Below are 23,121 nucleotides of genomic sequence, written 5' to 3'. Positions count from 1 at the left end.
AATAAATTATTGTGTTCGAAAATTCAGATTATTTCAAAAAATGTAGTCTAGGCTACATTTTTTTATTTTTCGTTTTGTTATAATTTTTATAATAAATATATTAAAAATCAGAAGGAGGAGGGAAATAAATGATAAAGTTAATAGGAATTTTAATTATTGTAATAGGTTTTATAATCAAATTGGATACTTTGGCAGTAGTTGTTATTGCCGGTATTGCCACAGGCCTTGTTTCTGGAATGTCCTTCAATGATATAATGAAAATTTTGGGAGAGGCTTTTGTAACTAATAGATATATGTCATTATTTATTATTTCACTTCCAGTTATAGGTCTATTAGAAAGATATGGTTTGAAGGAAAGAGCTGCATATCTCATAGGAAAGATAAAGACAGCTACAGTTGGAAAACTTACTTCTATATATCTTATAATAAGAACAATTTCAGCTGTTTTTAGTTTAAGAATAGGTGGACATGTTCAATTTATAAGACCTTTAATACTTCCAATGGCTCAAGGTGCTGCTGAAAATCGATATGAAGATTTTGATGAAGAAGGAAAAGAAGTGGTTAAGGGATTAGAAGGATCAGTTGAGAATTATGGAAACTTTTTTGGTCAGAATGGTTTTGTGGCATCTGGTGGAGTACTATTGATTGTTGGGGTACTTAAGGAATTGAATTATAAGGTAGAAGCTATTGATGTGGCAAAGGCTTCCTTACCAATTGCTGTAATAATAATGATAGTGGGAACAATTCAATTCTTATATTATGATAAAAAGTTTGACAAGAAATATAAAAAGAAAGCTAAACAAAATACAGAGTCAGGAGGGGATATAAATGCTTAAAGCATCTTTAACTGAAATAATGTATGTTTTGTGTGGCATGGTATGTTTTTATACAAGTTATATGACTTTAAAAGATAAAGAGAATAATTCTAAGATATCTACAGCTCTGTTCTGGCTTATACTTGGATTTATATTCACTTTCAGCAAAATAGGATTAATATGGGGAAATGAGAAGATAGGAGTAAACCCTACTATAATAGGATATTTAATTTTAGTACTTTGTGCATTGTCAGCACTTAAAGTTGTTAAGCCTGGAAAGTATCAACAGTCAACTCAAGAATTTAAAGATAAAATGGCTAATAAAATAGGTAATGCTATATTTATACCAGCAGTAGCTTTAGCACTAATTACTTTTTTGGTAGCACAACTATTTAAAGAATCTTTAGGTTCCCTAGTAGCTTTGGGAATAGGTACATTATTGGCTACTATACTTGCAATAGTAATAACAAAAGGAAAACCAAAAGAAATGGTGGAAGATGGAAGAAGATTATTCCAAATGGTTGGTCCTGTTAATATTTTACCGCAACTTCTTGCAGCATTAGGTTCAGTTTTTGCTAGTGCAGGGGTTGGAAAGGTAATTGCTGATGGCATAAGTGGAATTATACCACAAGGAAATATACTTGCAGGAGTAGTGGCTTATTGCGTAGGCATGGCACTATTTACTATGATAATGGGTAATGGATTTGCAGCTTTTGCAGTTATTACTGCGGGGGTAGGAGTTCCTTTTGTTATAGCTCAGGGAGGAAACCCTGTTGTAGTTTCCGCTTTGGGGTTAACAGCAGGATTCTGTGGAACTCTTTTGACACCAATGGCAGCTAATTTTAATATAGTTCCAACAGCTATTTTAGAAATTAAAGATAGGAAATATGGAGTTATAAAATATCAAGCCCCAGTGGCTATATTAATGTTAATTATACACATATTACTTATGTATTTTTGGGCATTTTAATATAGAGTTTATAAGATTTTTAGGATTAATATTGAAATAAATTTTACGTCGTTATGTTAGGAGAGAATGAAGATGAAAAAAGTATTGGTTACAGGATTTGATCCCTTTGGAGGAGAAAGCATAAATCCAGCTCTTGAAGCTGTTAAAAAACTCCCAGAAGAAATAAACGGAGCTAAGATTGTTAAAGTAGAGATTCCTACAGTATTTAAAAAATCTGTAAGAAAGCTTGCAGAAGCTATAAAAGCAGAACAACCTGATATGGTGGTATGTGTAGGACAAGCAGGGGGAAGATACGATATTACTATAGAAAGAGTTGCAATAAATATGGATGATGCTAGGATACCAGATAATGAAGGAAATAGTATCATAGATGAAAAAATATTTAATGATGGAGAAAATGCATATTTTGCAAGCATTCCAATAAAAGCTATGGTTAAAAAGATACAGGAAGGTGGTATTCCAGCTTCAGTTTCTAATACTGCAGGAACTTTTGTATGTAATCACATAATGTATGGACTTTTATACCATTTAGATAAAGAATTTAAGAATACTATTGGAGGATTTATACATGTTCCATTTATACCAGAACAAGTAGTAGACAAGAGAAATATGCCTTCTATGGCGTTGGAAAGTATAACTAAAGGATTAAAGTTAGCTATAGAAGCAGCTATTGAAACTAAAGAAGATATTAAAGAGACTGGTGGTAAAATATGTTAGAAACTAAAGTTAATATGGAAGTTGAAGAAGTAAAGAATGTATTTGTTTATGGAAGTTTAATGAATAATTTTTTTAACTATGAAAGATATCTAAGAGATATAATATTAGATAGAAAAAAAGCTAGAGTTAAAGGTAAACTTTATCATTTAGCAAAACGAGGATATCCAGCTTTAGTAGATGGAAAAGATTTTGTATACGGTGAGCTTATAAGTTTTAAAAATTTTAAGGAAAACCTTAAAATATTAGATAAAATGGAGGGATATATAAGGGAAAACGATTCTAGCAACGAATACAATAGAATATTAACAGATGTAGAAGTTTTGGAAGGTGAATCAGCGAGGATTCAAAAAGCCTATGTGTATAAGTATAATGATAAAAATAATAAAATAGATGAAAATGATATATATGTGCATCATGGAGATTGGAGAAAATTTATGATACAATATATTAGTTAATTTTATCTAGTACATTTCTTATTTAAAATTTATAGAGTAGAGTGAAGAGTATTGTAGTATTTTGTTGCTACAATGCTCTTCACTTTTTAAATTCCTTTTGATATAATAAGCAAAATATAAAAAATAAAAATTCATTAAATTGGGTGATAGAAATGTATGAAGAATTATTTGATTGTGAAAAACAGCAAGAAATGAGAAATTTTTTCTTGAATGATTTTAGTAATTATGGGGAAAAAAGAAGTTTTCGCAAAAATGAGCAAATAATAATTAGGGAAAAGAGGTTTATAGCTGTAGTTACTAATGGTAGCGTGAAAAGAAGTTTTTATAATAGTAATGGAGATGAAAAATATCTTTATTATTTAAAACCGGGAGAAATCTTTGGAGAGGAAGAGTATTTTGAAGGTGTAGCTGATTGTTTTATAAATACAGCTATACAAAACACTGACATATCTATAATTCACTCAAGAGAAGTAGAAAAACTTTTAGATTTTAATGCTGACATATATAGATTCATAATTCATAGCTTAGTTAGGAAGTATAGAATATCAATGACTCAAATGGTAAATATATGTTTTAATGATTCTACACAAAAGGTAGCAGATACTTTAATAAGATTATGGACTCAGTCAAAAGAAATAGGAACTAATAATGAAAAAATAGTAATAAATTTAACTCACCAAGATATTGCAGATATAATAGGATGTTCAAGAATTACAGTTACCAGAACTCTGAAGAAGTTTAAACAAGAAAACATAATAACTTCAGAAAATAGGAGTATAGTAATAAAGGATATAAATAGATTAAAAAGGTATTTAACTAATAATTGTAATAAATAAAATGAGTATATTAATTTATAATAATAATTTAATATAAAATGAGCTTTATCTGACGAATATATCATATGTAGATAAGGCTCTTATTTTATATTAAATTATTAATTTTTTGTTAAAAAGAAACACATAAGCTAGTATTTGAATAAGAAGAGATGGAAATTTGTGAAAAAGATTACAGACGCATAATTACACCATTTAATGGATATTAAAAGGCATAAAAAGACTAATTAAAATCCATGGAGGATAATTACATAATAAATATATATAGTAATTGAATAAAGGATTTTCAATAAATGTATATGTTTTAGGGATGAAATTCTTCAAAAAAAGTGATTTAATAATATTTGACCGTTGGTCATAACTAATGAACTTTACATAATGAAGGAGAGCAAGACAAATGAAGATAGGTAATAAGGAGATAAGTAAAAAAACCACATATACTGTGATAGCTATTTCTGTCATAGCTATAATGTTTGTTCCTATGCTTTATTCAGCTATTTACTTAAAGGCATTTTGGGATCCCTATGGCAATTTGCAAAATGTACCTGTTGCCTTTGTGAATCTGGATAAGCCCGTTACAAAGGATGGGAAAAAATATAACATAGGTGAGGAAGTTGAGGATAACCTTAAAGAAAATAAAAAGGTTAAGTGGCAATTTGTAAATTATGATGAAGCCAATGAAGGTATAAATGGAGCAAAGTATTATGCTATGATTGTTATACCAGAGGATTTTTCTAGGAAGGTAGCTGATGCTGCGGATGGGAAGTTTCAAAAACCTGAAATAATTTATACCCCTAATAAAGGAACTAACTTCATATTTTCACAGGTGTCATCTAAGGCAGCTGAGGCTATAAAAAGTGAAATAACTTCAAATATGGCTAAGGAAACTACTAAAGAATTAGCTAAGAATCTTTATGAAGTAAAAGATTCTATAAAAGATGCTAGTGAAGGTTCTAAAAAATTAAAAGATGGTCTTTTAGAACTTAGTGATGGAGGAAATAAATTATTAGATGGACAAAGTAAAGTTGTAGATGGATTAAATGTGTTTAAAGGGAAATTGTCCCAAACAGATCCAAGAATTGCTGAACTTATAAGTGGAGCGCAAACTGTGAATGGTGGAGCAAAACAAGTGAGTGAAGGCTTAGGTGTGTTAAATGGTAAAATGCCGCAATTAACGGAGGGTGTTAATAAGATTAATGGAGGATTAGTAGCATTAAATACTAATATACCACAAATAAGTAATGGAACATCTCAAATTAGCGGTGGGTTATCCGAGTTAAATAAGCAAATGCCAAGTTTACAATCTGGAGCTAAAAAATTAAATGATGGAATTAAACAAGTGAAATACAAAGTATCAGTGGACAGTGAAGATATTTCTAAAAAATTAAATGGTGCAGGTGATGGTGTTGAGGCTGTTAGTAAAAATATAAATATAGCCTATGATTTAATGGCACAGGCTCAACAGGATATGGCAAATGGAAAAGTGGATGAAGCTAAAGTAAATTTAGCTAAGTCAAAATATATTTTAGAGGCGGTTAAAAGTAAAGATATAAGCACTAATATAGCTAAACCACTAAAAGAAAATGCAGATGCGTTAAAACCTTTAGTTGGAGTTTTAGGCCAATTAGAAGAAGGGTCAACTTCAATGTTAGCAGGTACAAATAAAGTTGGCGGTGCAGTAAATCAACTTTCAATAGGAGCTACTAAGTTGTCTAATGGAGTTGGACAAGTATCTTGGGCTTTAAATGAACTTTCAAATGGATCAAATGAACTTTTAGATGGACAAAATAAGGCAACGGAAGCAGTAAATAAGCTTTTTAATGGCTCAGTACAAGTTACAGATGGAACAAATAAGGTAGCCATGGGTAATGTACAGTTAGCTAAAGGAATAGATGAGAAGCAAAAGCAAGGTATAGATGGAGTTAATCAGCTTTTAGATGGAAGTAATAAATTAAAAGAAGGAACATCTACTTTAAACAGTGGATTAAAAGAGGCAAGTAATGGTGGAAAAGAATTAAATGACGGTTTAAGTGAAGGCTATGATAAAATGGATGAAAAACTAAAATTCACTCCAGAAAATATCAGTGAGTTTATATCAGAACCAGTAAACCTTCATGAAAAGCCAATTAATGATGTTAAGTATTATGGAGAAGGATTAGCACCATACTTTATGTCCCTTTCATTGTGGCTAGGGGCTATGTTTGTAAATATTATAATAACTCTAGCTAAATTTTCAGAAGTTGTTAAAAATAAATTTTTAAGAAGCTTTACAGGGAAAGCTATTATAGGATCAGTATTGGTAGCTATTCAAGCAGTAATTTTAAGTGCAACACTTGCTAAGGGTTTAGGCATGCATTCAATAAATAACTCATATTTTTATTTAAATAATATATTTGTAGCTATTGTGTTCTTTATGATAATGTATGGATTATCTTATGCTATGGGGGGAGTTGCAACGCCTATAATATTCGTAGCATTGCTTTTACAATTATCCTCTTGCGCAGGTACTTTCCCAATAGAAACAGCACCTAAATTTTATCAAGCCATAGGAAAGGTGCTACCAATGACATACTCAGTTAAAATGATGAGGATGATAGTATCTGGTATGAATAATGTTTTGTTTAAAGAAAATGTGGTCGTTATGATTAAATTCATTTTAGTATTTGTTGTTTTTGGTTTCTTAATTGGAAGAATTTTCACCCCGAGGGTAAAAATTATGGAAAATAAATAATTTAGTGGAAAACTGTTGATGGAATGTGCTATCAGCAGTTTTTTTATTTTTTATAATTATTTTTAATGATAATATATTTAGTGGTAAATTTTATATTAAATATAAATTATTGACTAAATAATATTAAAGTAATATAATGTAAAAAATGGTAGGAATAAAATGGGTTAAATGAAGGATTATTAGTAAGGGGTAAGCATAAGGTAATACTGTACTAATAATTAATTCAAAAAATAGGGGGATTTTAAAAATGTCAGGAACTATTACAGAAAGGATATTGAAGGCTCATATTATAGAAGGAAAAGCGGCAGTAGGGGAGGAGGTAGCTTTAAAAATCGATCATACCTTAACTCAAGATGCTACAGGAACTATGGCGTATTTACAGTTTGAAGCAATTGGAATAAATAGGGTCAGGACAGAATTAAGTGTAAGTTTTGTAGATCATAATATGTTACAGACAGACTTTAGAAATGCAGATGATCATAATTATTTAAGGTCTGTTGCAGAAAAATATAGCATTTATTTTTCTAGGCCTGGAAATGGCATTTGCCACCAGCTTTTTTTAGAGAGATTTGCTGGTCCTGGAAAAACCTTAATTGGCTCTGATAGTCATACGCCTACTGCAGGAGGTATGGGAGCCTTGGCTATAGGTGCAGGAGGCATGGATGTTGCCGCTGCCATGGCAGGAGAAGCTTTTAGAATAAAGTATCCTAAAATTGTAGGAGTTAAATTAACAGGAAAACTTTCTTCCTGGGTTTCTGCAAAAGATGTAATACTAGAACTTTTAAGACGTGTAGATGTAAAAGGTGGAGTGGGAAAAGTATTTGAGTACTTTGGAGAGGGTGTTAAAAATTTAAGTGTGCCGGATAGAGCTACAATTACTAATATGGGAACTGAAACAGGATGTACTACTAGTATTTTCCCAAGTGATGAAATTACAAGAGAATTTTTAAAATCCCAGGGAAGAGAAAACCAGTGGACTGAAATTGTAGCAGATGAAAATGCTCAATATGATGAAGTAATAGAAATAGATTTAGCAGAAGTAGAACCTATGGTTGCGCTGCCACATAGTCCGGGAAATGTTAAGAAAGTATCTGAAGTAGCTGGCATAAAAGTAGATCAAGTTAATATAGGCTCCTGCACTAATTCATCCTTAAGAGATCTTTTAATTGTTGCAAAAGCACTCAAGGATAAAACAATCTCTGATACTCTTCATTTAAGCATTAGTCCTGGTTCAAGACAGGTGGTAGAGCATTTGATTGAAAGTAATGATATGAAATATTTAGTTAAAGCAGGTGCGAGAATATTAGAAAATGCATGTGGACCTTGTATTGGAATGGGTTGTGCACCATGTTCTGAAGGAGTAACTGTGAGAACTTTTAATAGAAACTTTAAAGGGAGAAGTGGAACAAAGGATGCAAAAGCTTACTTAACAAGTCCTGAAACTACTGTATTGAAAGCTTTGCAAAGGCTTGCTTTAATTATGCACTAGATAAGAAAATAGACCTTTGGTTTTCCACTAAGGATACTATTTCCAAGACTTATGATGCTAACTTTAAGGCTATATTTGATAGGCTATATGAGAGTACTTATAAAGAAAAGTTTAAGGAGGCTGGTATAGTTTATTTTTATACTTTAATTGATGATGTGGTTGCCCGTATCGTAAAATCCCAGGGCGGAATGCTTTGGGCATGTAAAAATTATGATGGAGACGTTATGTCTGATTTAGTAGCCACTGCTTTTGGAAGCTTGGCCATGATGAAATCTGTATTAGTTTCACCACAGGGATATTTTGAATATGAGGCTGCTCATGGCACAGTACAAAAACATTATTATAAATACCTAAAGGGAGAGAAGACTTCGACAAACCCTATGGCTACTATTTTTGCATGGACTGGAGCTCTTAGAAAACGTGGAGAACTTGATGGAATAGAGGAACTTGTAGACTTTTCATATAAACTAGAAAGAGCTTGTATTGAAACCATAGATAAGGGGATTATCACTAAGGATTTAGCATTGCTTTCAGAAGCAAGCAATAAGAATATTGTAAATTCTGAAGAATGGCTACATCTTGCGGCAAAGCAACTGGAAAGTTTATTGTAGAAAATATTCGGAATTTTCAGAGTTAACAGTTGAGATATAGTATATTGATGGAAGGTGAATTTTATGAAAATTATAAAAGAATCATTAGTTGGAACCTTAGAATCAAGCGATATTCAAATAATGATTTTGCCAAATGAAGATTCAGGAATAGAAATACAATTAAAAAGCAATGTGGAAAAGCAATTTGGGAAACAAATTAGAAAAGTTATGATGGAAACATTGGAAAAGTTAGAGGTAGAAAATGTTAAAGTAATAGCTACGGATAGAGGAGCATTAGATTGCACAATAAAGGCTAGGTTACAGTGTGCAATTTTTAGGGCCTGTGGTATTGAAGGAAATTATAATTGGGAGGTAATTGACTAATGGAACGATTAAGAAGGACTATGATGTTTGTTCCAGGAAGCAATCCCGGAATGATTAAGGATGCAGCTATCTATGGAGCAGATTCTTTAATGTTTGATTTAGAAGATGCAGTTGCTATAAATCAGAAAGATGCAGCTAGACTAGTGGTTTACAATGCCATAAAAACTTTAGATTATGGTGATACAGAAATTGTTGTAAGAATAAATGGCTTAGATAGCCCCTTTGGAAGAGATGATATAGAAGCAGTGGTTAGAGCGGGGGTAGATGTAATTAGACTTCCAAAGACAGAGAGAAAAGAAGATATAGAAAGGGTAGAAGCTGTTATAGAAGAAGTTAACATTAATACCTAGTTCACTTACAAATATTCACAGTCCACTAGTAGAGCATATTAAAAATGGTGTAGTTACAAAAATTTCAACTAGTGGTTTAAGGGGCAGATTGGCAGAAGAGATATCTAATGGATTAATGGAGGAGCCTGTAATTATAAGGTCTCATGGGGGAAGAGCCCGTGCCATTGAAGCAGGTGATGTTAAAATAGATGTAGCATTTTTAGGTGCTTCCTCCTGCGATGAATATGGCAATGCCAGTGGTTCAAGGGGAAAGGCTAATTGTGGTTCCTTGGGATATTCAAAAATAGATGCACTATATGCAGATAAAGTAGTTATAATAACAGATTGCTTAGTGGATTTTCCTAATATGCCTGCAAGTATTTTGCAGCATAATGTAGATTATGTAGTTAAGGTAGATAGTATAGGGGATCCAGCAGGAATAGCTTCTGGTGCCACAAGATACACTAAAAACCCAAAGGAACTGCTAATTGCAGAATATTGCAGTAAGGTTATAACAGAATCTGAATATTTTAAGGAGGGTTTTTCATTTCAAACTGGAACCGGGGGAGCTTCATTAGCTGTAAGTAGATTTTTAAGAAATGAAATGCTCCAAAGAGGAATTAAAGCAAGCTTTGCTTTAGGTGGAATAACTAGGCCAATGGTAGAAATGCTTGAAGAAGGATTGATCAAAAATATTTTTGATGTGCAGGGATTTGATTTAACTGCGGTACATTCCATAGATAAAAATCCAATGCATCATGAGATAGACTCCTCTTTTTATGCAAATCCACATAATAGAGGATGTATTGCAAATAAACTGGATATAGTTGTTTTATCAGCTTTAGAGATAGACACAGATTTTAATGTAAATGTTATTACTGGCTCAGATGGAGTTTTAAGAGGAGCTTCTGGAGGCCATTCAGATACAGCAGCTTGTGCAAAATTAACTATTATTGTAACTCCTACAATTAGAGGAAGAATACCATGCATAGTAGATTCAGTAAATACAGTTATTACACCAGGTGAAAGTGTTGATGTACTCGTTACTGAATTTGGTATTGCCATAAATCCAAGAAGAAAAGATTTGATTGAAAAATTTAAGGATATAAATATACCTATGTTTACCATTGAGCAATTAAAGGAAAAGGTTGAAAGTATAGTAGGAGTTCCTGAAAAAGTTAAATATGATGATAAAGTAGTTGCAGTTGTGGAATACAGGGATGGAAGTATTATTGATGTAGTAAGAAAAGTAAAGTAGGAAAGGCAAGATAAGGTAATAGTGTCTAGGTGCTAGTTTAATATAGATCTCCCTCCCAACTCCGCACCTAGCACCTAGTACCTAGCATCTAAATAAAAAGTGGAGGATTATTATGAATGTGCATTTTCAAGGACAGGAGCAATCCTTACAGGATATTTTAAAATGTAGGGATATGAGGGTACAGTATCAACAATGTTTGTTAGAGAAATACCAAAATATAGTTATATGCTATAAGTTAAATATACCTGGAGCAGTAAAGTATAACTTTCTTATAAAAAAGATATTTGATGAAGGCTTACAGGTTTTTAAAGATAAGTTAGATAGGAATTCCCTGGTGATTTTAGAAGAAAAGTCTATATATAAAAATAGCGGTCCTGAGTATTTTGGAGCTTTCAATATTCCAGCGTACTTAATGAAAAAGATAACTACTAATATTGAAGATACACATGCCTTGGGAAGATTGTACGACTTTGATGTTTTAAGTGGAAAAGGAGAACAAATTTCTAGACAGGAGCTAGGTAAAGAGCCAAGAAAATGTTTATTATGTGAAAGTAATGCCTTTGAGTGTGGAAGAGCTAGGCGACACCAAGTGGGAGAGTTAATCGCTAAGATAGAATCTATGGCTAAGGAGTATTTTAGATGAGAATTCTTAAAATTTCAGAAAGATATTACACATCCACTTTATAGTGTTGATGGAAAAAATAAAGGAGTCACATACAAAACGGATGTTTTGGGGGATTTGACAATTATAGGAGGGGCATCTGGTGTAATTTCTGCTGCAGCTTCTATTTTGAGGGATATTATTAATATTAATAGAGGTGAAGAGTTTAGGTGAAATAGTGGTAGTTACTAATATTGCTTGGAATAATATGTATAAATAATCAATAAATAATTAAATGATATGAAGACTACTAAATATAATAAAAGCCTTATCTGATAAATATACCAGATAAGGCTTTTATCCGATGACTACCTGCCGTAACACTCCCACTTCTAACAAAGTGGGAGATAACGGCAGCTACGTCCCTGGATAACGATCTCTAACCTTCAGTTGGAGTAAAAACTCCATCTGAAGCTAAGAGCTCTGTTTATATTTTGATAACTAAAAACTTTATTTTTCAGACTAGCTTTTTAAATTATCTTTTTAGATAGGGGTATACAACTTAAAATATATGTCAATATAATAGGTATGAGCAAATGGAATAAAAACCATTGCATTATGTATAATTTTGGTATAGAATATAAACATAATGCAAATGCGAATGATTTGCAAAAGGTCTTTTGAAAGGGATGAATGTAATGAAGAAAAATACTTTTAAAATATTTTCATTAATAATTATTGCATGTTTAGCCTTATTAGCAGGGTGTAGCAATAAGCCTAAGGAAAAGCAAGGTAAAAGAGATGAAAATAAGATTTCAGTTTATACTAGTTTCTATGCTATGTATGATTTAACAAAAAAAATTGGTGGGGATAAGGTGAATATAACCAATATAGTTCCAGCAGGCATTGAGCCACATGATTGGGAGCCTAAACCTTCTAATATTGCTGAGCTTGAAGAGGCAGATGTGATTGTCTATAATGGTGCTGGAATGGAAGGGTGGATAGATAAAGTATTAAAAACATTGAAAAATAAGGATTTAATTGCAGTGGAAACATCTAAGGAAATAAAGCTTTTAGATAATGCTCATGGTGATGAACACCTAAAGCATGATCCTCATGTATGGCTAAATCCTATGAATGCAAAGAAGCAGATGGAAGCTATTAAAGACGCACTTGTAAAGGCAGATCCTTCTAACAAGTCTTATTATGAAAAAAATTATGAGGATAATGCTAGGAAAATGGATCAATTAGATAAAAAATACAAAGAGGCTGTGGGAAAATTTACCCAAAAGAACATGGTGGTATCTCATGAAGCCTTTGGATATTTATGTGATGCCTATGGATTGAAACAAGTAGGTATAGAAGGACTAAATGCGGAGTCAGAACCTTCACCAGCAAGAATGGCTGAAATAGTGAACTATGTAAAAGAAAATAATGTTAAATATATATTTTCAGAAGAACTATTAAGCCCTAAGGTAGCAGAGGCGATATCAAAAGAAACAGGAACTAAAATAGCTATTTTAAACCCATTAGAAGGCATTAAAGATGAGGATATGAACGCGGGTAAAGAATATTTCTCTATAATGAATGACAATTTAGAAATATTGAAAAAAGCATTGCAATAATACAATTAAACTTTAAAATTATGTAGGGGGTAACTGAGAAAAGTGCTATGAATAAAATCATTGAAGTAAATAACTTGAGTTTTGGATATAGTGAAAATATTTTATTGGATAATATAAACTTTTCAGTAAATAAGGGAGACTTTTTAGGCATTATTGGTGCAAATGGCTCTGGAAAAAGTACTCTTATAAAATTAATGCTAAAAATACTTACACCCATGAGTGGTGAGATTAAATTATTGGGAGAGAATATAGAGAACTTAAAAAAATGGGATAAAATTGGTTATATATCTCAAAAGGCAAACTCTTTTAATGGTAATTTTCCTGCAACTGTTGAAGAGGTGGTTGAGGTTAATCTTTTTTCTAAAATTGGACTTTTTAGATTGCCTAAAAAGAAACATAAAGATATGGTTTACGATGCTTTAGAGAAAGTAGGAATGCAGGATTACAGAAAAAGACTTATAGGAAATTTATCAGGAGGGCAGCAGCAAAGGGTATTTATAGCTAGGGCCCTTGTAAGTCAACCTGAAATACTATTTTTAGATGAGCCTACAGTTGGGATTGATGCAAAGTCAGAGGAAGCAGTATATTGCTTGCTTGCACGGCTTAATAAAACCCTTGGATTAACTATAGTTATGGTTACCCATGATATAGGAGCTATAACTGTTCATGCAAATAGGCTTATTTGCTTAGGAGAAAATGGTTTATTTGAACATAATACAAAGGAAGGAATCACTAGAGAAATTGTTACGGAAATTTATGGATATGATGTGAATCTTCATATGCATGACTATAAAAACTGTTGTAGGAAAGAGGGATAAGATGAGCATATTTCAATATGATTTTATGCAGAGGGCCTTTGTTGTTGGAATACTCATAGCAATTATAACACCATGTATCGGTGTAATAGTCGTACTGAAAAGACTTTCTATGATTGGAGATTCACTTTCACATAATTCCCTTGCAGGGGTAGCTGCAGGGTTAGCCTTTGGATTTAATCCTATAATTGGAGCTATAGTTTTTTCAGTTATTTCTGCCTTTGGTATAGAGAAAATACGTAAATCCTTTCCAAAGTATTCGGAAATTGCAATAGCTGTTATAATGTCAGCGGGAATAGGTATAGCTGGTATATTATCTGGATTTGTTAAAAATGGTGCTAGTTTTAGCAGTTTTCTTTTTGGAAGTATCGTTGCTATAACAGATTTTGAGCTTTACATGGTAGTTACCTTAAGTGCAGTTGTTATTTTGGCTGTAATATTACTATATAAAGAATTATTTTATATTACCTTTGATGAGGAATCTGCAAGGCTTGCGGGAATACCTATTAAAAGTATAAATTTTATATTCACACTGCTTACGGCTATTACAGTTTCTATATCTGCAAGGACTGTGGGGACACTTGTAATATCTTCGCTTATGGTGTTGCCAGTTGCAGCTGCAATGCAAATCTCTAAAAGTTATAAGCAAACAGTAATTTTTTCTGTAATTTTTGCTGTGACATCTACTGTTTTAGGACTATATATTTCATATATTGTAGATTTAAAACCTGGTGGTACAATAGTAATAATAGGTGTTATAATGCTTATTTGCATTTTGTTCTATAAGAATGTAATAAAGAAATTTTTATTAAAAACTATAAAAATAAAATAATTAACCACAAATAAAGGATTTTTTAGATAAAATTAAAAGTTATGATTAAAAACTTTTAAAACAAAGTTGTTCTATTGAAAGGGATGAGCTTATTGCAGGAAAAGGAAAGATTTAAGGAAGCTTTAGAAGAAAAAGGTATTAAAAATACAAAGCATAGAATTGCTATACTGGGAATATTGGCAGAAACACAAATGCCTTTGACAGCAGAAGAGGTTTTTCTAAATTTAAAGGACAAGGATATATCTATATGGATTTCTACTGTGTATAGAACCCTTGAAACTCTAAGCGCCAAGGGGTTAACTATAAAATCAAGCTTTATGGATGATGGGAAAGCACGATACCAATTAAATCAAAATGAACATAAACATCATTTGATTTGTATTAAATGCCATAAAATGATTCCCATTGATGAATGTCCTTTTCATGATATTGAGGAAGAATTAAAAGATAAAGTTAACTTTCAAGTAATAGGACACAAATTTGAGATATATGGTTACTGCTCAGAATGTAAATCTTTAAATAGGTAAAATATAAAAAAATAAAAAATAAAATATAAAAAGGTGCCAATATAAGGCACCTTTTAAATTGCTATATATAAGGTTTATATATTTTTTAGGTGAATTTCCGTTCAGTATCTATGTGGTACTTCATAGTATTTAAGAGCCTGTTGACTTATAATGTTTAACACCAAAACTCCATATTAGGATGCAAGGAAATATAAACATTATTCCAAATAAAGGAGTTAACATGTATAAAATATTATTTCCTTGAACCTTATCTAAAATGAACATTAGGGGAAGATAATTTACTGTGCCAAAGGGAATCACAAAGGTAAAGAATTTTTTTACCCAGTCTTTATAAATACTTAAAGGATATTGTGCCATTTCTCTACCGCCATCTGTGAAAATATTTATTACCTCTAAGCCTTCCACAGTCCAAAAACAAAGGGTGGCACCAAGCATAAATATGCCTGTAAATATAAATATTCCGCTTATTACCATTAATATTAGGGTTATTACTTTGTAGGGGCTCCAGCATATAGTAAGGTTTGTCAAGGAAAAAATAAGTACAATTATACTTTGAGCCAATCTGCCTATTCGTGTAAATTCAAATTTTGAACCTAGCACTTGAAGCATTGTACTGCGAGGTCTCACTAAAACTCTATCAAAATCACCTCTAACAATTAGAGATGAAAAGGAGTCAAAGCCTCTTGCGAAACATTCGCTTAATGAAAAGGCTAGATGAATTACAGAATAGCATAAAGCAACTTCATAAAGGGACCATCCACCTATATTGGGAAACCTTTGAAAAAGCAAAAACATAGATATAAAAACTACAAAAGGTACAAAAAACTGTCCAATGGAAAGTAGAATAAAGGAAGTTCTATATTCCATTTGACTTTTTAAAAGTATACTCATGTATTTAAAATACAATTTCATATTAACCTCCTTGAAATAGGTTATTTTCTATAAAAATCTAAAATAAAATCAATTTTAAGAGACTATACTTAGATTTAAATATTTTACCCACCTTGGACTATTATTTTTTTTAAGGCTTTTTTTATCCATAATTGGCCTAGGGTTATTATAATAGCTATCCAAATAATTTGTACACCAATGCTGATTAAGGCCTCTTTTACGGGGATGTTTCCAGCGTATATTCTAAAGGGTAAGTCGGAGGTATATCTAAAAGGCAATAAATATACTATCTTTTGTAGTGATTTTGGCATTAGAGGTACTGGAATCACTAGTCCAGATAAGAATTCACCGAAAACACCAAAAATTAATAAAGAGCCTGTAGAGGACATGGTGTAAAAAATTGAAATATAAATTAGCATAGAAATTGCAACAATTAAAATTAGTCCTAAGTTTAAAGTTATTAAAAACAATATAAAGGATGCAAAGCTTGGTGGTAGAGAAAAATTATAAGGGTAAGGTAAAAAAATTGCTATAATCATTATAGGAAAACAACGAAGCAGAGCACCGGATATTCTTTGGGCTATAAGTTTAGAATACCAAAATTTGTATAAGTTAATAGGGCGACAAAGTTCATAAGCAATATTTCCACTGGTTATAAGATCTAAAAGCTCATTATCCCTATACCACAGCATTATAAATACTAAAAAGCTTTGTTGAAGCCAAATAACTTGTATTAATTCTCTAAAAGATATAGGTTGAATTGTAGGCGTACTTTTATAGAAAGCTTCAAAAATCATTATGTACATAAATCCCCAAAAAAATTGAGTGGAGATGCCAGCTAAAGCTGCCACCCTATACTGTAAACCCTTAAGTAATCGCATCTTGAATAATGAGTAATAGGCTTTTATATTCGAACTGTGAATTTTTTTATTTGAATTGTAAGCACTCATATCTGATACTCCTTATATAAGTCTACTATTATTTCATCAATTGGACGACTTTCCACAGAAACATCAATAATGTCTAATTTATTTGATAGTAGCCCTATGACCTCTGACACCTTTATTTTTTCTAAATCTACGGATAAAGTGATATTTTCTTTAGACCTAGAAATAATCTGAGTACCGTAAATATGTATATTTTCGTGATTTTCAGCAAAGTCAACCTTCAATATTTTATGAGTTGAAAACTTATTCTTTAATTCAGTAATTGTGCCGTCCATCAAAAGTTTCCCTTTGCCAATTAGTATAATTCTTTCAGCTAAAGCTTCAATATCATTCATGTCATGGGTGGTTAATATAACAGTTACTTTTTTTTCTTTATTTATAGTTTTTATAAAATTTCTAACTGCCACTTTTGACACGGCATCGAGGCCTATGGTTGGTTCATCTAAAAATAATATCTTTGGACTATGAAGTAGGGAAGCACCTATTTCGCATCTCATTCTTTGTCCAAGACTTAATTGACGTACAGGAGTTGAAAGTAATGAGGATAAATCTAAAGTAGATGTTAATAATTCCAGATTATCATTAAATTCTTTCTGAGGAACTTTATAAATGTCTTTTAATAAATTAAAGGAATCCATTACAGGCACGTCCCACCAAAGTTGAGAACGTTGACCAAATACTACGCCTATGTTTTTGACATGGTTTACTCTGTTTTTCCAGGGGGTGTATCCAAGAATATTGCATTTGCCGCTGTCAGGTACTAAAATACCGCTGATAATTTTAATAGTGGTAGATTTACCAGCACCATTAGGGCCAATGTATCCTACGATTTCACCTTCATTAATTTTAAATGAAACATCCTTTAATGCTTCAACTGTGGAATATTCAGGCTTGAATAAGGATTTCAATGCTGCGCCAATGCCAGCACCTCTCTTTACAACCTTAAAACTTTTGCTTAAGGATTCAACTTCTATCATAGTATCCCTCCTTTAAAAGAAATGTATAATATATTTAGATATAAACGGAGCTCTTAGCTTCAGATGGAGTTTTTATTCCAACTGAAGGTTAGAGATCGTTATCCAGGGACGTAGCTGCCGTTAACTCGCACTTTGTTAGAAGTGGGGGTGTTACGTCAGGTAGTCATCGGATAAATAAAGTAAATTGAAATAAAATGATATGAACAAATAAAATGAATGAATAAATAAATGAAATAAAGTAAATAATGTACAAAAAAATTTAACCATGAAATCATATTATATAACCACTAAATATGGATGTCAATATAAAAAATAGAAGGGGCTGTTGCATTAAAGAATTTATTCTTAGTGCCACAGCCCCTTAGGGATTTTTAATAACTATATCTCTACCTAGAGATTTATTTAGCCTCAGTCACAGCCAGATTTAATTGGCATGTCAGATTTGTTCCAACCATTCATCATTCCGCCTTTTAGTGAACAAGCATCATATCCTAAAAGTTTTAAAATAGAAACAACTTGTCCTGCTGTTTGACCAGTATAGCAAACAACTATTATTTTTTTATCTTTTGGCAATGCATCAGTATCTATAAAGTCCCATACTTCTGGCCATTCTGAATGAATTGCACTTTCAATATGGCCTTTTTCAAAGTCTGCTTCTTTTCTTATGTCTAAAATAAATAGTTTGTCTTTTGTGCTAAGATTTTTAAAAAGTGTTTCACAATCTATTAAATTGTTACAGCCTTTTTTTAAATCTTCAAAATAAAATTCAACAGCTTTTTTTAACTCGCTCATAGTAACAGTTCAACCCCCTTGTATTACAAAAAATAATAGATAAATAATAATCTATTTATAATATATATACATCATATACCAATTTTTAAAATTAATCTACTAAATTATAAATAAATATGTAATTAAAGTAATGAAATATTAATGAACTTTTGGCGTTTTGTAAAAAATATAGTATACTTTTATGTGGAAAAATGTATTTGTATAGAGCACATTAGTAATATTTGTATATATAAATACTGAAAAAAACAAATAAAATAATATAGGAGTGATAATTTGTGTTAGTTCCAAAATTATGTACATGCCTAAAAGAATATACTAAAGAGCAATTTATAAAAGATTTAATTGCAGGAATTATTGTTGCAATTATTGCTATACCATTGGCAATAGCTCTAGCAATAGCATCAGGGGTTTCTCCAGAAAAAGGATTATATACTGCAATTATTGGAGGTTTTATAGTATCTTTACTTGGAGGAAGTAGAGTTCAAATAGGGGGCCCCACAGGTGCATTTGTAGTTATTGTATATGGAATTATACAAAAGCATGGAATGGAAGGGCTTATAGTTGCCACCATAATGGCAGGATGTTTTCTTATTATTATGGGACTTTTTAAGTTTGGTAGTCTTATAAAGTATATTCCATCATCCATAACTACTGGATTTACAAGCGGAATAGCCATAGTTATTTTATCTACTCAGGTAAAAGATTTATTGGGATTGCAGATGAAATCAGTTCCATCTGAATTTATACATAAATGGATCGCTTATTTCAATAACATTAATACAATTAATTTTAAAAGTTTAATTATTGCTATATTAACCTTAGCAATAATTATTTTGTGGCCTAAAATAAATAAAAAGATTCCAGGTACATTTATTGCTATTATAGTAGCTACAGTAGTTACTACAATTTTTAATTTACCTGTGGATACCATAGGAAGTCAATTTGGTGAACTTTCTTCTAATCTTCCTAGAATTAACATACCTAACGTAAATTTAGAAATGTTAAATGAATTGATGCTTCCGGCATTAACCATTGCAATACTTGCAGGAGTAGAATCTTTGTTATCTGCAGTGGTATCAGACGGGATGATAGGAGGAAAGCACCGTTCTAATATGGAGTTAATAGCAGAAGGCGTTGCTAATATTTTTTCAGGTGCCTTTGGAGGAATACCAGTGACAGGAGCTATTGCAAGAACAGCAGCTAATGTTAAAAATGGAGGAAGAACGCCTATAGCAGGGATAGTACATTCCATGGCTATTCTAGTTATTATGCTTTTGTTTATGCCTTATGTAAAATTAATTCCCATGTCTTCATTGGCGGCAGTGTTAGTTGTGGTATCCTATAATATGGGTGAATGGGAAACGTTCAAGAGAATAGCTAAAGCACCTAAAAGTGATGCTCTAGTATTTATAGTTACATTTGTTTTAACTATTTTCTTAGATTTAGTAGTAGCTATAGGTGTAGGAATTGTACTTTCCTCATTTTTATTTATGAAAAAAATGGCGGAAATTACAAATGTTAAATACATATTGGATGATATTAACGATGAAGAGGTATGTGAAATAATAGATAATTTAAAAACCCCAAATGATGTTTCAATTTATGAAATAAGTGGACCGTTTTTCTTTGGGGCAGCTAACAAGTTCGTTAATGCTATTAGGGAAATGGGAACACCACCAAAAATACTAATAATAAAAATGAGTAAGGTACCCTTTATGGATTCTACTGCCTATCATTCTTTTGAGATGCTACATGATATTTGCAAAAAACATCATACTAGATTAATTATATTAAAACTTCAACAACAACCAATGGATATGCTTCAACAGTACGGTTATATAGATGAAATCGGAAAAGAGAATTTTTGTTATAGTATCGAAGATGCTATACAAAGAGCTAATTTTATTTTAGAAAACCCAAAAGTATGATATAATTTTTAAATAAAATGTTAGTGTATAACAATTAACAGTTAAAGGACTAAAGATGAAATGAGGTTGAAGTTTCATGATATTTATGTTAAAAGCATTAATAATCGGTGTAATTGTAGCAATACCAGTAGGCCCATTGGGGCTTTTAGCTGTACAAAGAACAATGAGCAAAGGCAGAAAAATGGGATTTCTATCAGGAGTTGGTGCAGCTGCATCAGATATGGTTTACTCCACTAGTGCAGTTTTAGGAATGGGATATATTGAAATTTTCCTGCAAAGACATAAATGTTTAATTAACTGTGTAACGGGAGTGCTATTTTTAATAGTTGGTACAAGCATTATAATGAAGACTAAAAAAAATAGACAAGTTAAAAAGGAAAAAAATAATAATAAGGTATTAGCAGATGAGGAGTTAATCCATCCAGCTTTTACTCATTTTATTATGGGACTTTCTAACCCAATGACATTTTTAGTATTTGTAGTAATATTTGCAAAGATGGGTGTAGATTGTAGTGGAAACGGCATAATAAAAAATATGTTATTTATCCTTGGAATTTTTACGGGATCATGTATTTTATGGTTAATCACTACTACTTTTGTAAAATATTCAAAAAAAGATATTAAACCTAAAAATATTTTTTTAGTGGAAAAGCTAATAGGTATAATAATTGTTTTGTGTGGTTCTATAAGTGTATTAAAGGGTTTAATAAGATTTTAGAATTTATATAAATTCTAAAAAAGTTAAAAATATTGACAATTATAATTGTTTATGGTAGATTTAAAATGAACATGGTTCACTAAAGATTAGAGGTGGCTAATTTGGCTAGAGCAATAAAGAATCCCAAGGAACTGATTTTAGATACTGCTAGTAAAATTATGTATAATGAAGGATACTCTCAGTTAAGTATAAGAAGGGTTGCTAAGGAATGCAATATTGCCGTTGGAACCATATATAACTATTTCCCTACTAAAAAAGAACTTGTGGTAGAGATGATGACTAACTTTTGGAAAGAGTATTTTTTTGATATTAGGAATATAATAGAATCACAAGATGAATTTTATTATAAGCTTAGGACTATATTTAATTCTCTTTCTAAGTTTATAAAAAGGTTTAAAGATGTATGGTTAAAAAGTGATATTTATGAAACGCCAGATTATATTGAAAGTGGTTTAGAAAGAGAGAATATTTATATAGATAAATTAATATTAATTATAGAGGATATGCTTAAGGAGAAATTAAGTACTGAGCCTAATGTAGGATTTGAACAAATAAATTCAAAAGAAATGGCAAGTTTTATTGTGATGAATTTTATTACTATGGTTCAAATGCCACAGTTTAAATATGAATTCTTCCAAGAAGTATTGAAAAAAGTACTAAAATAAATATAAAATTAATATTAAAATAAAGAAGAAACTAATACCAAGACATTTAAAGAAAATATTAAAAATAATTGCAAATAAAATCATATCTACCAGGATATGATTTTAAAATGAACTTAAATGAACAACGTTCATTATAGATTTAAGGGGGGATATTATGAAATATTTTGAATCAATTTTTAATGTATTTTATTTAACATCAGTATTGTATATGTCTATTAAAACTATTCTTGCGGATAAAGAAAAGAAAATTGTGAAATTATTTGGGTTTATGGGGCTTGTGTTGGGATTTGGTGATTCATTTCATCTAGTGCCAAGAATATATGCCCTATTAACTACTGGATTAGAAGCAAATACAGCAGTTCTAGGTATTGGAAAACTAATAACATCTATAACAATGACTATATTTTATGTGATACTTCTTAGAATATGGGAAATAAGATTTAATATAAAGAATGATGGAGGAATTAGAATTTTTGCTGGAATATTAGCAATATCTAGAATAGCTTTAAGCCTATTACCACAAAATCAATGGACAGTTTATAATCCACCTGTTATATTTGGAATATATAGAAATATACCTTTTACTGTTTTAGGAATTTTAGTAGTCTATTTAATTTTAAAGGAAGCTAATAAACATAATGATGTTATATTTAAGAAGATTGGAATAGCGGTAATAATATCCTTTGCATGTTATCTACCAGTAGTCTTATATGCAAATACCTATAGAATGGTTGGAATACTTATGATACCTAAAACACTTGCATATTTATGGATAGTGTATATTGGATATAAAGAAAAGAAAAAATTATAGTAAAGAAGAAAAAATATAGTAAAATAGAAGACCTTTAAGCAAGTAAAATGTTTAGAGGTCTTTTTTTATTTATATTAAAAATTTGGCGAAGATAAGAAAACTAGATTTTGACTAATAACATTTTGTGAATATATTACCAGAAGTTTAGCGCTTAAAAATTTTTGGGGCGTGAGCCCGCTGATTTATAATGAATGATTGAGGGTTAGGTTAAAAACCATAAATTCTGATTTTTGCTGGAAATTTTAGAGAAAAAATTTGCATAATAAAAGCATCCTTTTTATAATAGTTTTGACAAGAAACCAACTTAAAAAGGATGCTGATAAAATGAGTAAAAGTTATTTAAAACAATTACTTACTTATATTAATAAGGTATACGATATAGGTGAAAAAATCAATAACTTAAAAGATAAAAGAATAAAAT

21 protein-coding genes and 4 pseudogenes are annotated in these 23,121 nt (G+C 31.0%); 21 read left to right on the top strand and 4 right to left on the bottom strand.

Going from position 1 to position 23,121, the window contains the following annotated elements; translation table 11 throughout:
• The first annotated feature begins 128 nt into the window (after positions 1-128).
• The 17 genes and pseudogenes from FGK85_RS06805 (at position 129) to FGK85_RS06725 (ending at position 14,971) form a co-directional block, all read left to right on the top strand.
• A complete protein-coding gene (locus tag FGK85_RS06805; RefSeq protein WP_035292228.1) occupies positions 129-836 on the top strand; it encodes a DUF969 domain-containing protein in 708 nt (235 codons plus the stop codon).
• A complete protein-coding gene (locus FGK85_RS06800; protein ID WP_035292226.1) occupies positions 829-1,785 on the top strand; it encodes a DUF979 domain-containing protein in 957 nt (318 codons plus the stop codon). The genes FGK85_RS06805 and FGK85_RS06800 overlap by 8 nt, the downstream gene beginning before the upstream one ends.
• Positions 1,786-1,857: 72 nt before the next feature.
• Entirely contained in the window at positions 1,858-2,502 is a 645-nt protein-coding gene (gene pcp, locus FGK85_RS06795; protein WP_035292224.1) for a pyroglutamyl-peptidase I, read from the top strand.
• Positions 2,496-2,957, top strand: a complete 462-nt coding sequence (locus tag FGK85_RS06790; RefSeq protein ID WP_138204994.1) for a gamma-glutamylcyclotransferase family protein — start codon at positions 2,496-2,498, stop codon at positions 2,955-2,957. The genes pcp and FGK85_RS06790 overlap by 7 nt, the downstream gene beginning before the upstream one ends.
• 152 nt (positions 2,958-3,109) lie before the next feature.
• Positions 3,110-3,793, top strand: a complete 684-nt coding sequence (locus FGK85_RS06785) for a Crp/Fnr family transcriptional regulator (protein ID WP_138204992.1) — start codon at positions 3,110-3,112, stop codon at positions 3,791-3,793.
• Between the two features lie 394 nt (positions 3,794-4,187).
• The gene (locus FGK85_RS06780) at positions 4,188-6,521 is read left to right on the top strand and encodes a YhgE/Pip domain-containing protein (protein ID WP_138204990.1); all 2,334 of its coding nucleotides are present in this window, start codon (positions 4,188-4,190) and stop codon (positions 6,519-6,521) included.
• 247 nt (positions 6,522-6,768) lie between these two features.
• Positions 6,769-7,983, top strand: a pseudogene (locus FGK85_RS06775) (aconitate hydratase); the annotation flags it as partial.
• Positions 7,971-8,621, top strand: a pseudogene (locus tag FGK85_RS06770) (isocitrate/isopropylmalate family dehydrogenase); the annotation flags it as partial. The pseudogenes FGK85_RS06775 and FGK85_RS06770, both read left to right, overlap by 13 nt.
• A 63-nt stretch (positions 8,622-8,684) precedes the next feature.
• On the top strand, positions 8,685-8,984 hold the full coding sequence (citD, locus tag FGK85_RS06765; protein ID WP_138204984.1) for a citrate lyase acyl carrier protein: 300 nt from the start codon (positions 8,685-8,687) through the stop codon (positions 8,982-8,984).
• Positions 8,984-9,319: pseudogene (locus FGK85_RS06760) on the top strand (aldolase/citrate lyase family protein); the annotation flags it as partial. The gene citD and the pseudogene FGK85_RS06760, both read left to right, overlap by 1 nt.
• A pseudogene (gene citF, locus FGK85_RS06755) lies at positions 9,312-10,571 on the top strand (citrate lyase subunit alpha); the annotation flags it as partial. The pseudogenes FGK85_RS06760 and citF, both read left to right, overlap by 8 nt.
• Positions 10,572-10,683: 112 nt before the next feature.
• Positions 10,684-11,214 carry a citrate lyase holo-[acyl-carrier protein] synthase gene (gene citX / locus FGK85_RS06750; RefSeq protein WP_138204980.1) on the top strand — a complete coding sequence of 177 codons (531 nt, stop codon included), beginning with the start codon at positions 10,684-10,686 and terminating at the stop codon, positions 11,212-11,214.
• Positions 11,215-11,238: 24 nt separating this feature from the next.
• Positions 11,239-11,406 carry a hypothetical protein gene (locus tag FGK85_RS15725; RefSeq protein ID WP_138204978.1) on the top strand — a complete coding sequence of 56 codons (168 nt, stop codon included), beginning with the start codon at positions 11,239-11,241 and terminating at the stop codon, positions 11,404-11,406.
• A gap of 464 nt (positions 11,407-11,870) precedes the next feature.
• Positions 11,871-12,797 carry a metal ABC transporter substrate-binding protein gene (locus tag FGK85_RS06740; RefSeq protein WP_138204976.1) on the top strand — a complete coding sequence of 309 codons (927 nt, stop codon included), beginning with the start codon at positions 11,871-11,873 and terminating at the stop codon, positions 12,795-12,797.
• A gap of 47 nt (positions 12,798-12,844) precedes the next feature.
• Positions 12,845-13,615, top strand: coding sequence for a metal ABC transporter ATP-binding protein (locus FGK85_RS06735; RefSeq protein ID WP_138204974.1), 771 nt, complete (start codon positions 12,845-12,847; stop codon positions 13,613-13,615).
• Position 13,616: 1 nt separating this feature from the next.
• Positions 13,617-14,444: a metal ABC transporter permease gene (locus FGK85_RS06730; RefSeq protein ID WP_138204972.1), complete on the top strand. Its 828-nt coding sequence runs from the start codon at positions 13,617-13,619 to the stop codon at positions 14,442-14,444.
• Positions 14,445-14,527: 83 nt separating this feature from the next.
• Positions 14,528-14,971, top strand: coding sequence for a Fur family transcriptional regulator (locus FGK85_RS06725; protein ID WP_138204970.1), 444 nt, complete (start codon positions 14,528-14,530; stop codon positions 14,969-14,971).
• A gap of 129 nt (positions 14,972-15,100) precedes the next feature.
• On the opposite strand, the gene FGK85_RS06720 is transcribed toward FGK85_RS06725, so the two are convergent.
• The 4 genes from FGK85_RS06720 to FGK85_RS06705 all read right to left on the bottom strand — a co-directional run bounded on the left by FGK85_RS06720 (position 15,101) and on the right by FGK85_RS06705 (position 18,578).
• Positions 15,101-15,883 carry an ABC transporter permease gene (locus FGK85_RS06720; protein ID WP_138204968.1) on the bottom strand — a complete coding sequence of 261 codons (783 nt, stop codon included), beginning with the start codon at positions 15,881-15,883 and terminating at the stop codon, positions 15,101-15,103.
• A gap of 83 nt (positions 15,884-15,966) precedes the next feature.
• Positions 15,967-16,812 carry an ABC transporter permease gene (locus FGK85_RS06715; RefSeq protein WP_243122824.1) on the bottom strand — a complete coding sequence of 282 codons (846 nt, stop codon included), beginning with the start codon at positions 16,810-16,812 and terminating at the stop codon, positions 15,967-15,969.
• Entirely contained in the window at positions 16,809-17,786 is a 978-nt protein-coding gene (locus FGK85_RS06710) for an ABC transporter ATP-binding protein (RefSeq protein WP_138204966.1), read from the bottom strand. Before FGK85_RS06710 ends, FGK85_RS06715 begins: the two co-directional genes overlap by 4 nt.
• Positions 17,787-18,194: 408 nt before the next feature.
• On the bottom strand, positions 18,195-18,578 hold the full coding sequence (locus FGK85_RS06705; RefSeq protein WP_138204964.1) for a rhodanese-like domain-containing protein: 384 nt from the start codon (positions 18,576-18,578) through the stop codon (positions 18,195-18,197).
• 275 nt (positions 18,579-18,853) lie between these two features.
• On the opposite strand from FGK85_RS06705, the gene FGK85_RS06700 reads away from it, so the two are divergent.
• From FGK85_RS06700 to FGK85_RS06685, 4 genes are all read left to right on the top strand, one after another.
• Complete coding sequence (locus FGK85_RS06700) at positions 18,854-20,506, top strand: SulP family inorganic anion transporter (RefSeq protein WP_138204962.1); 1,653 nt, start codon at positions 18,854-18,856, stop codon at positions 20,504-20,506.
• A 76-nt stretch (positions 20,507-20,582) separates the two neighbouring features.
• Positions 20,583-21,224, top strand: coding sequence for a LysE family translocator (locus tag FGK85_RS06695; protein ID WP_138204960.1), 642 nt, complete (start codon positions 20,583-20,585; stop codon positions 21,222-21,224).
• Positions 21,225-21,325: 101 nt separating this feature from the next.
• Positions 21,326-21,889: a TetR/AcrR family transcriptional regulator gene (locus FGK85_RS06690; protein ID WP_138204958.1), complete on the top strand. Its 564-nt coding sequence runs from the start codon at positions 21,326-21,328 to the stop codon at positions 21,887-21,889.
• Positions 21,890-22,043: 154 nt separating this feature from the next.
• Positions 22,044-22,700 carry a hypothetical protein gene (locus tag FGK85_RS06685; RefSeq protein WP_138204956.1) on the top strand — a complete coding sequence of 219 codons (657 nt, stop codon included), beginning with the start codon at positions 22,044-22,046 and terminating at the stop codon, positions 22,698-22,700.
• Positions 22,701-23,121 lie beyond the last annotated feature (421 nt).

This window comes from Haloimpatiens lingqiaonensis, assembly GCF_901447495.1.
In the GTDB taxonomy this organism is placed as follows: Bacteria; Bacillota; Clostridia; order Clostridiales; family Clostridiaceae; genus Haloimpatiens; species Haloimpatiens lingqiaonensis.
The sequence above is the reverse complement of the archived record's forward strand: the minus strand, read 5'-3'. Positions and strand labels throughout refer to the sequence as shown.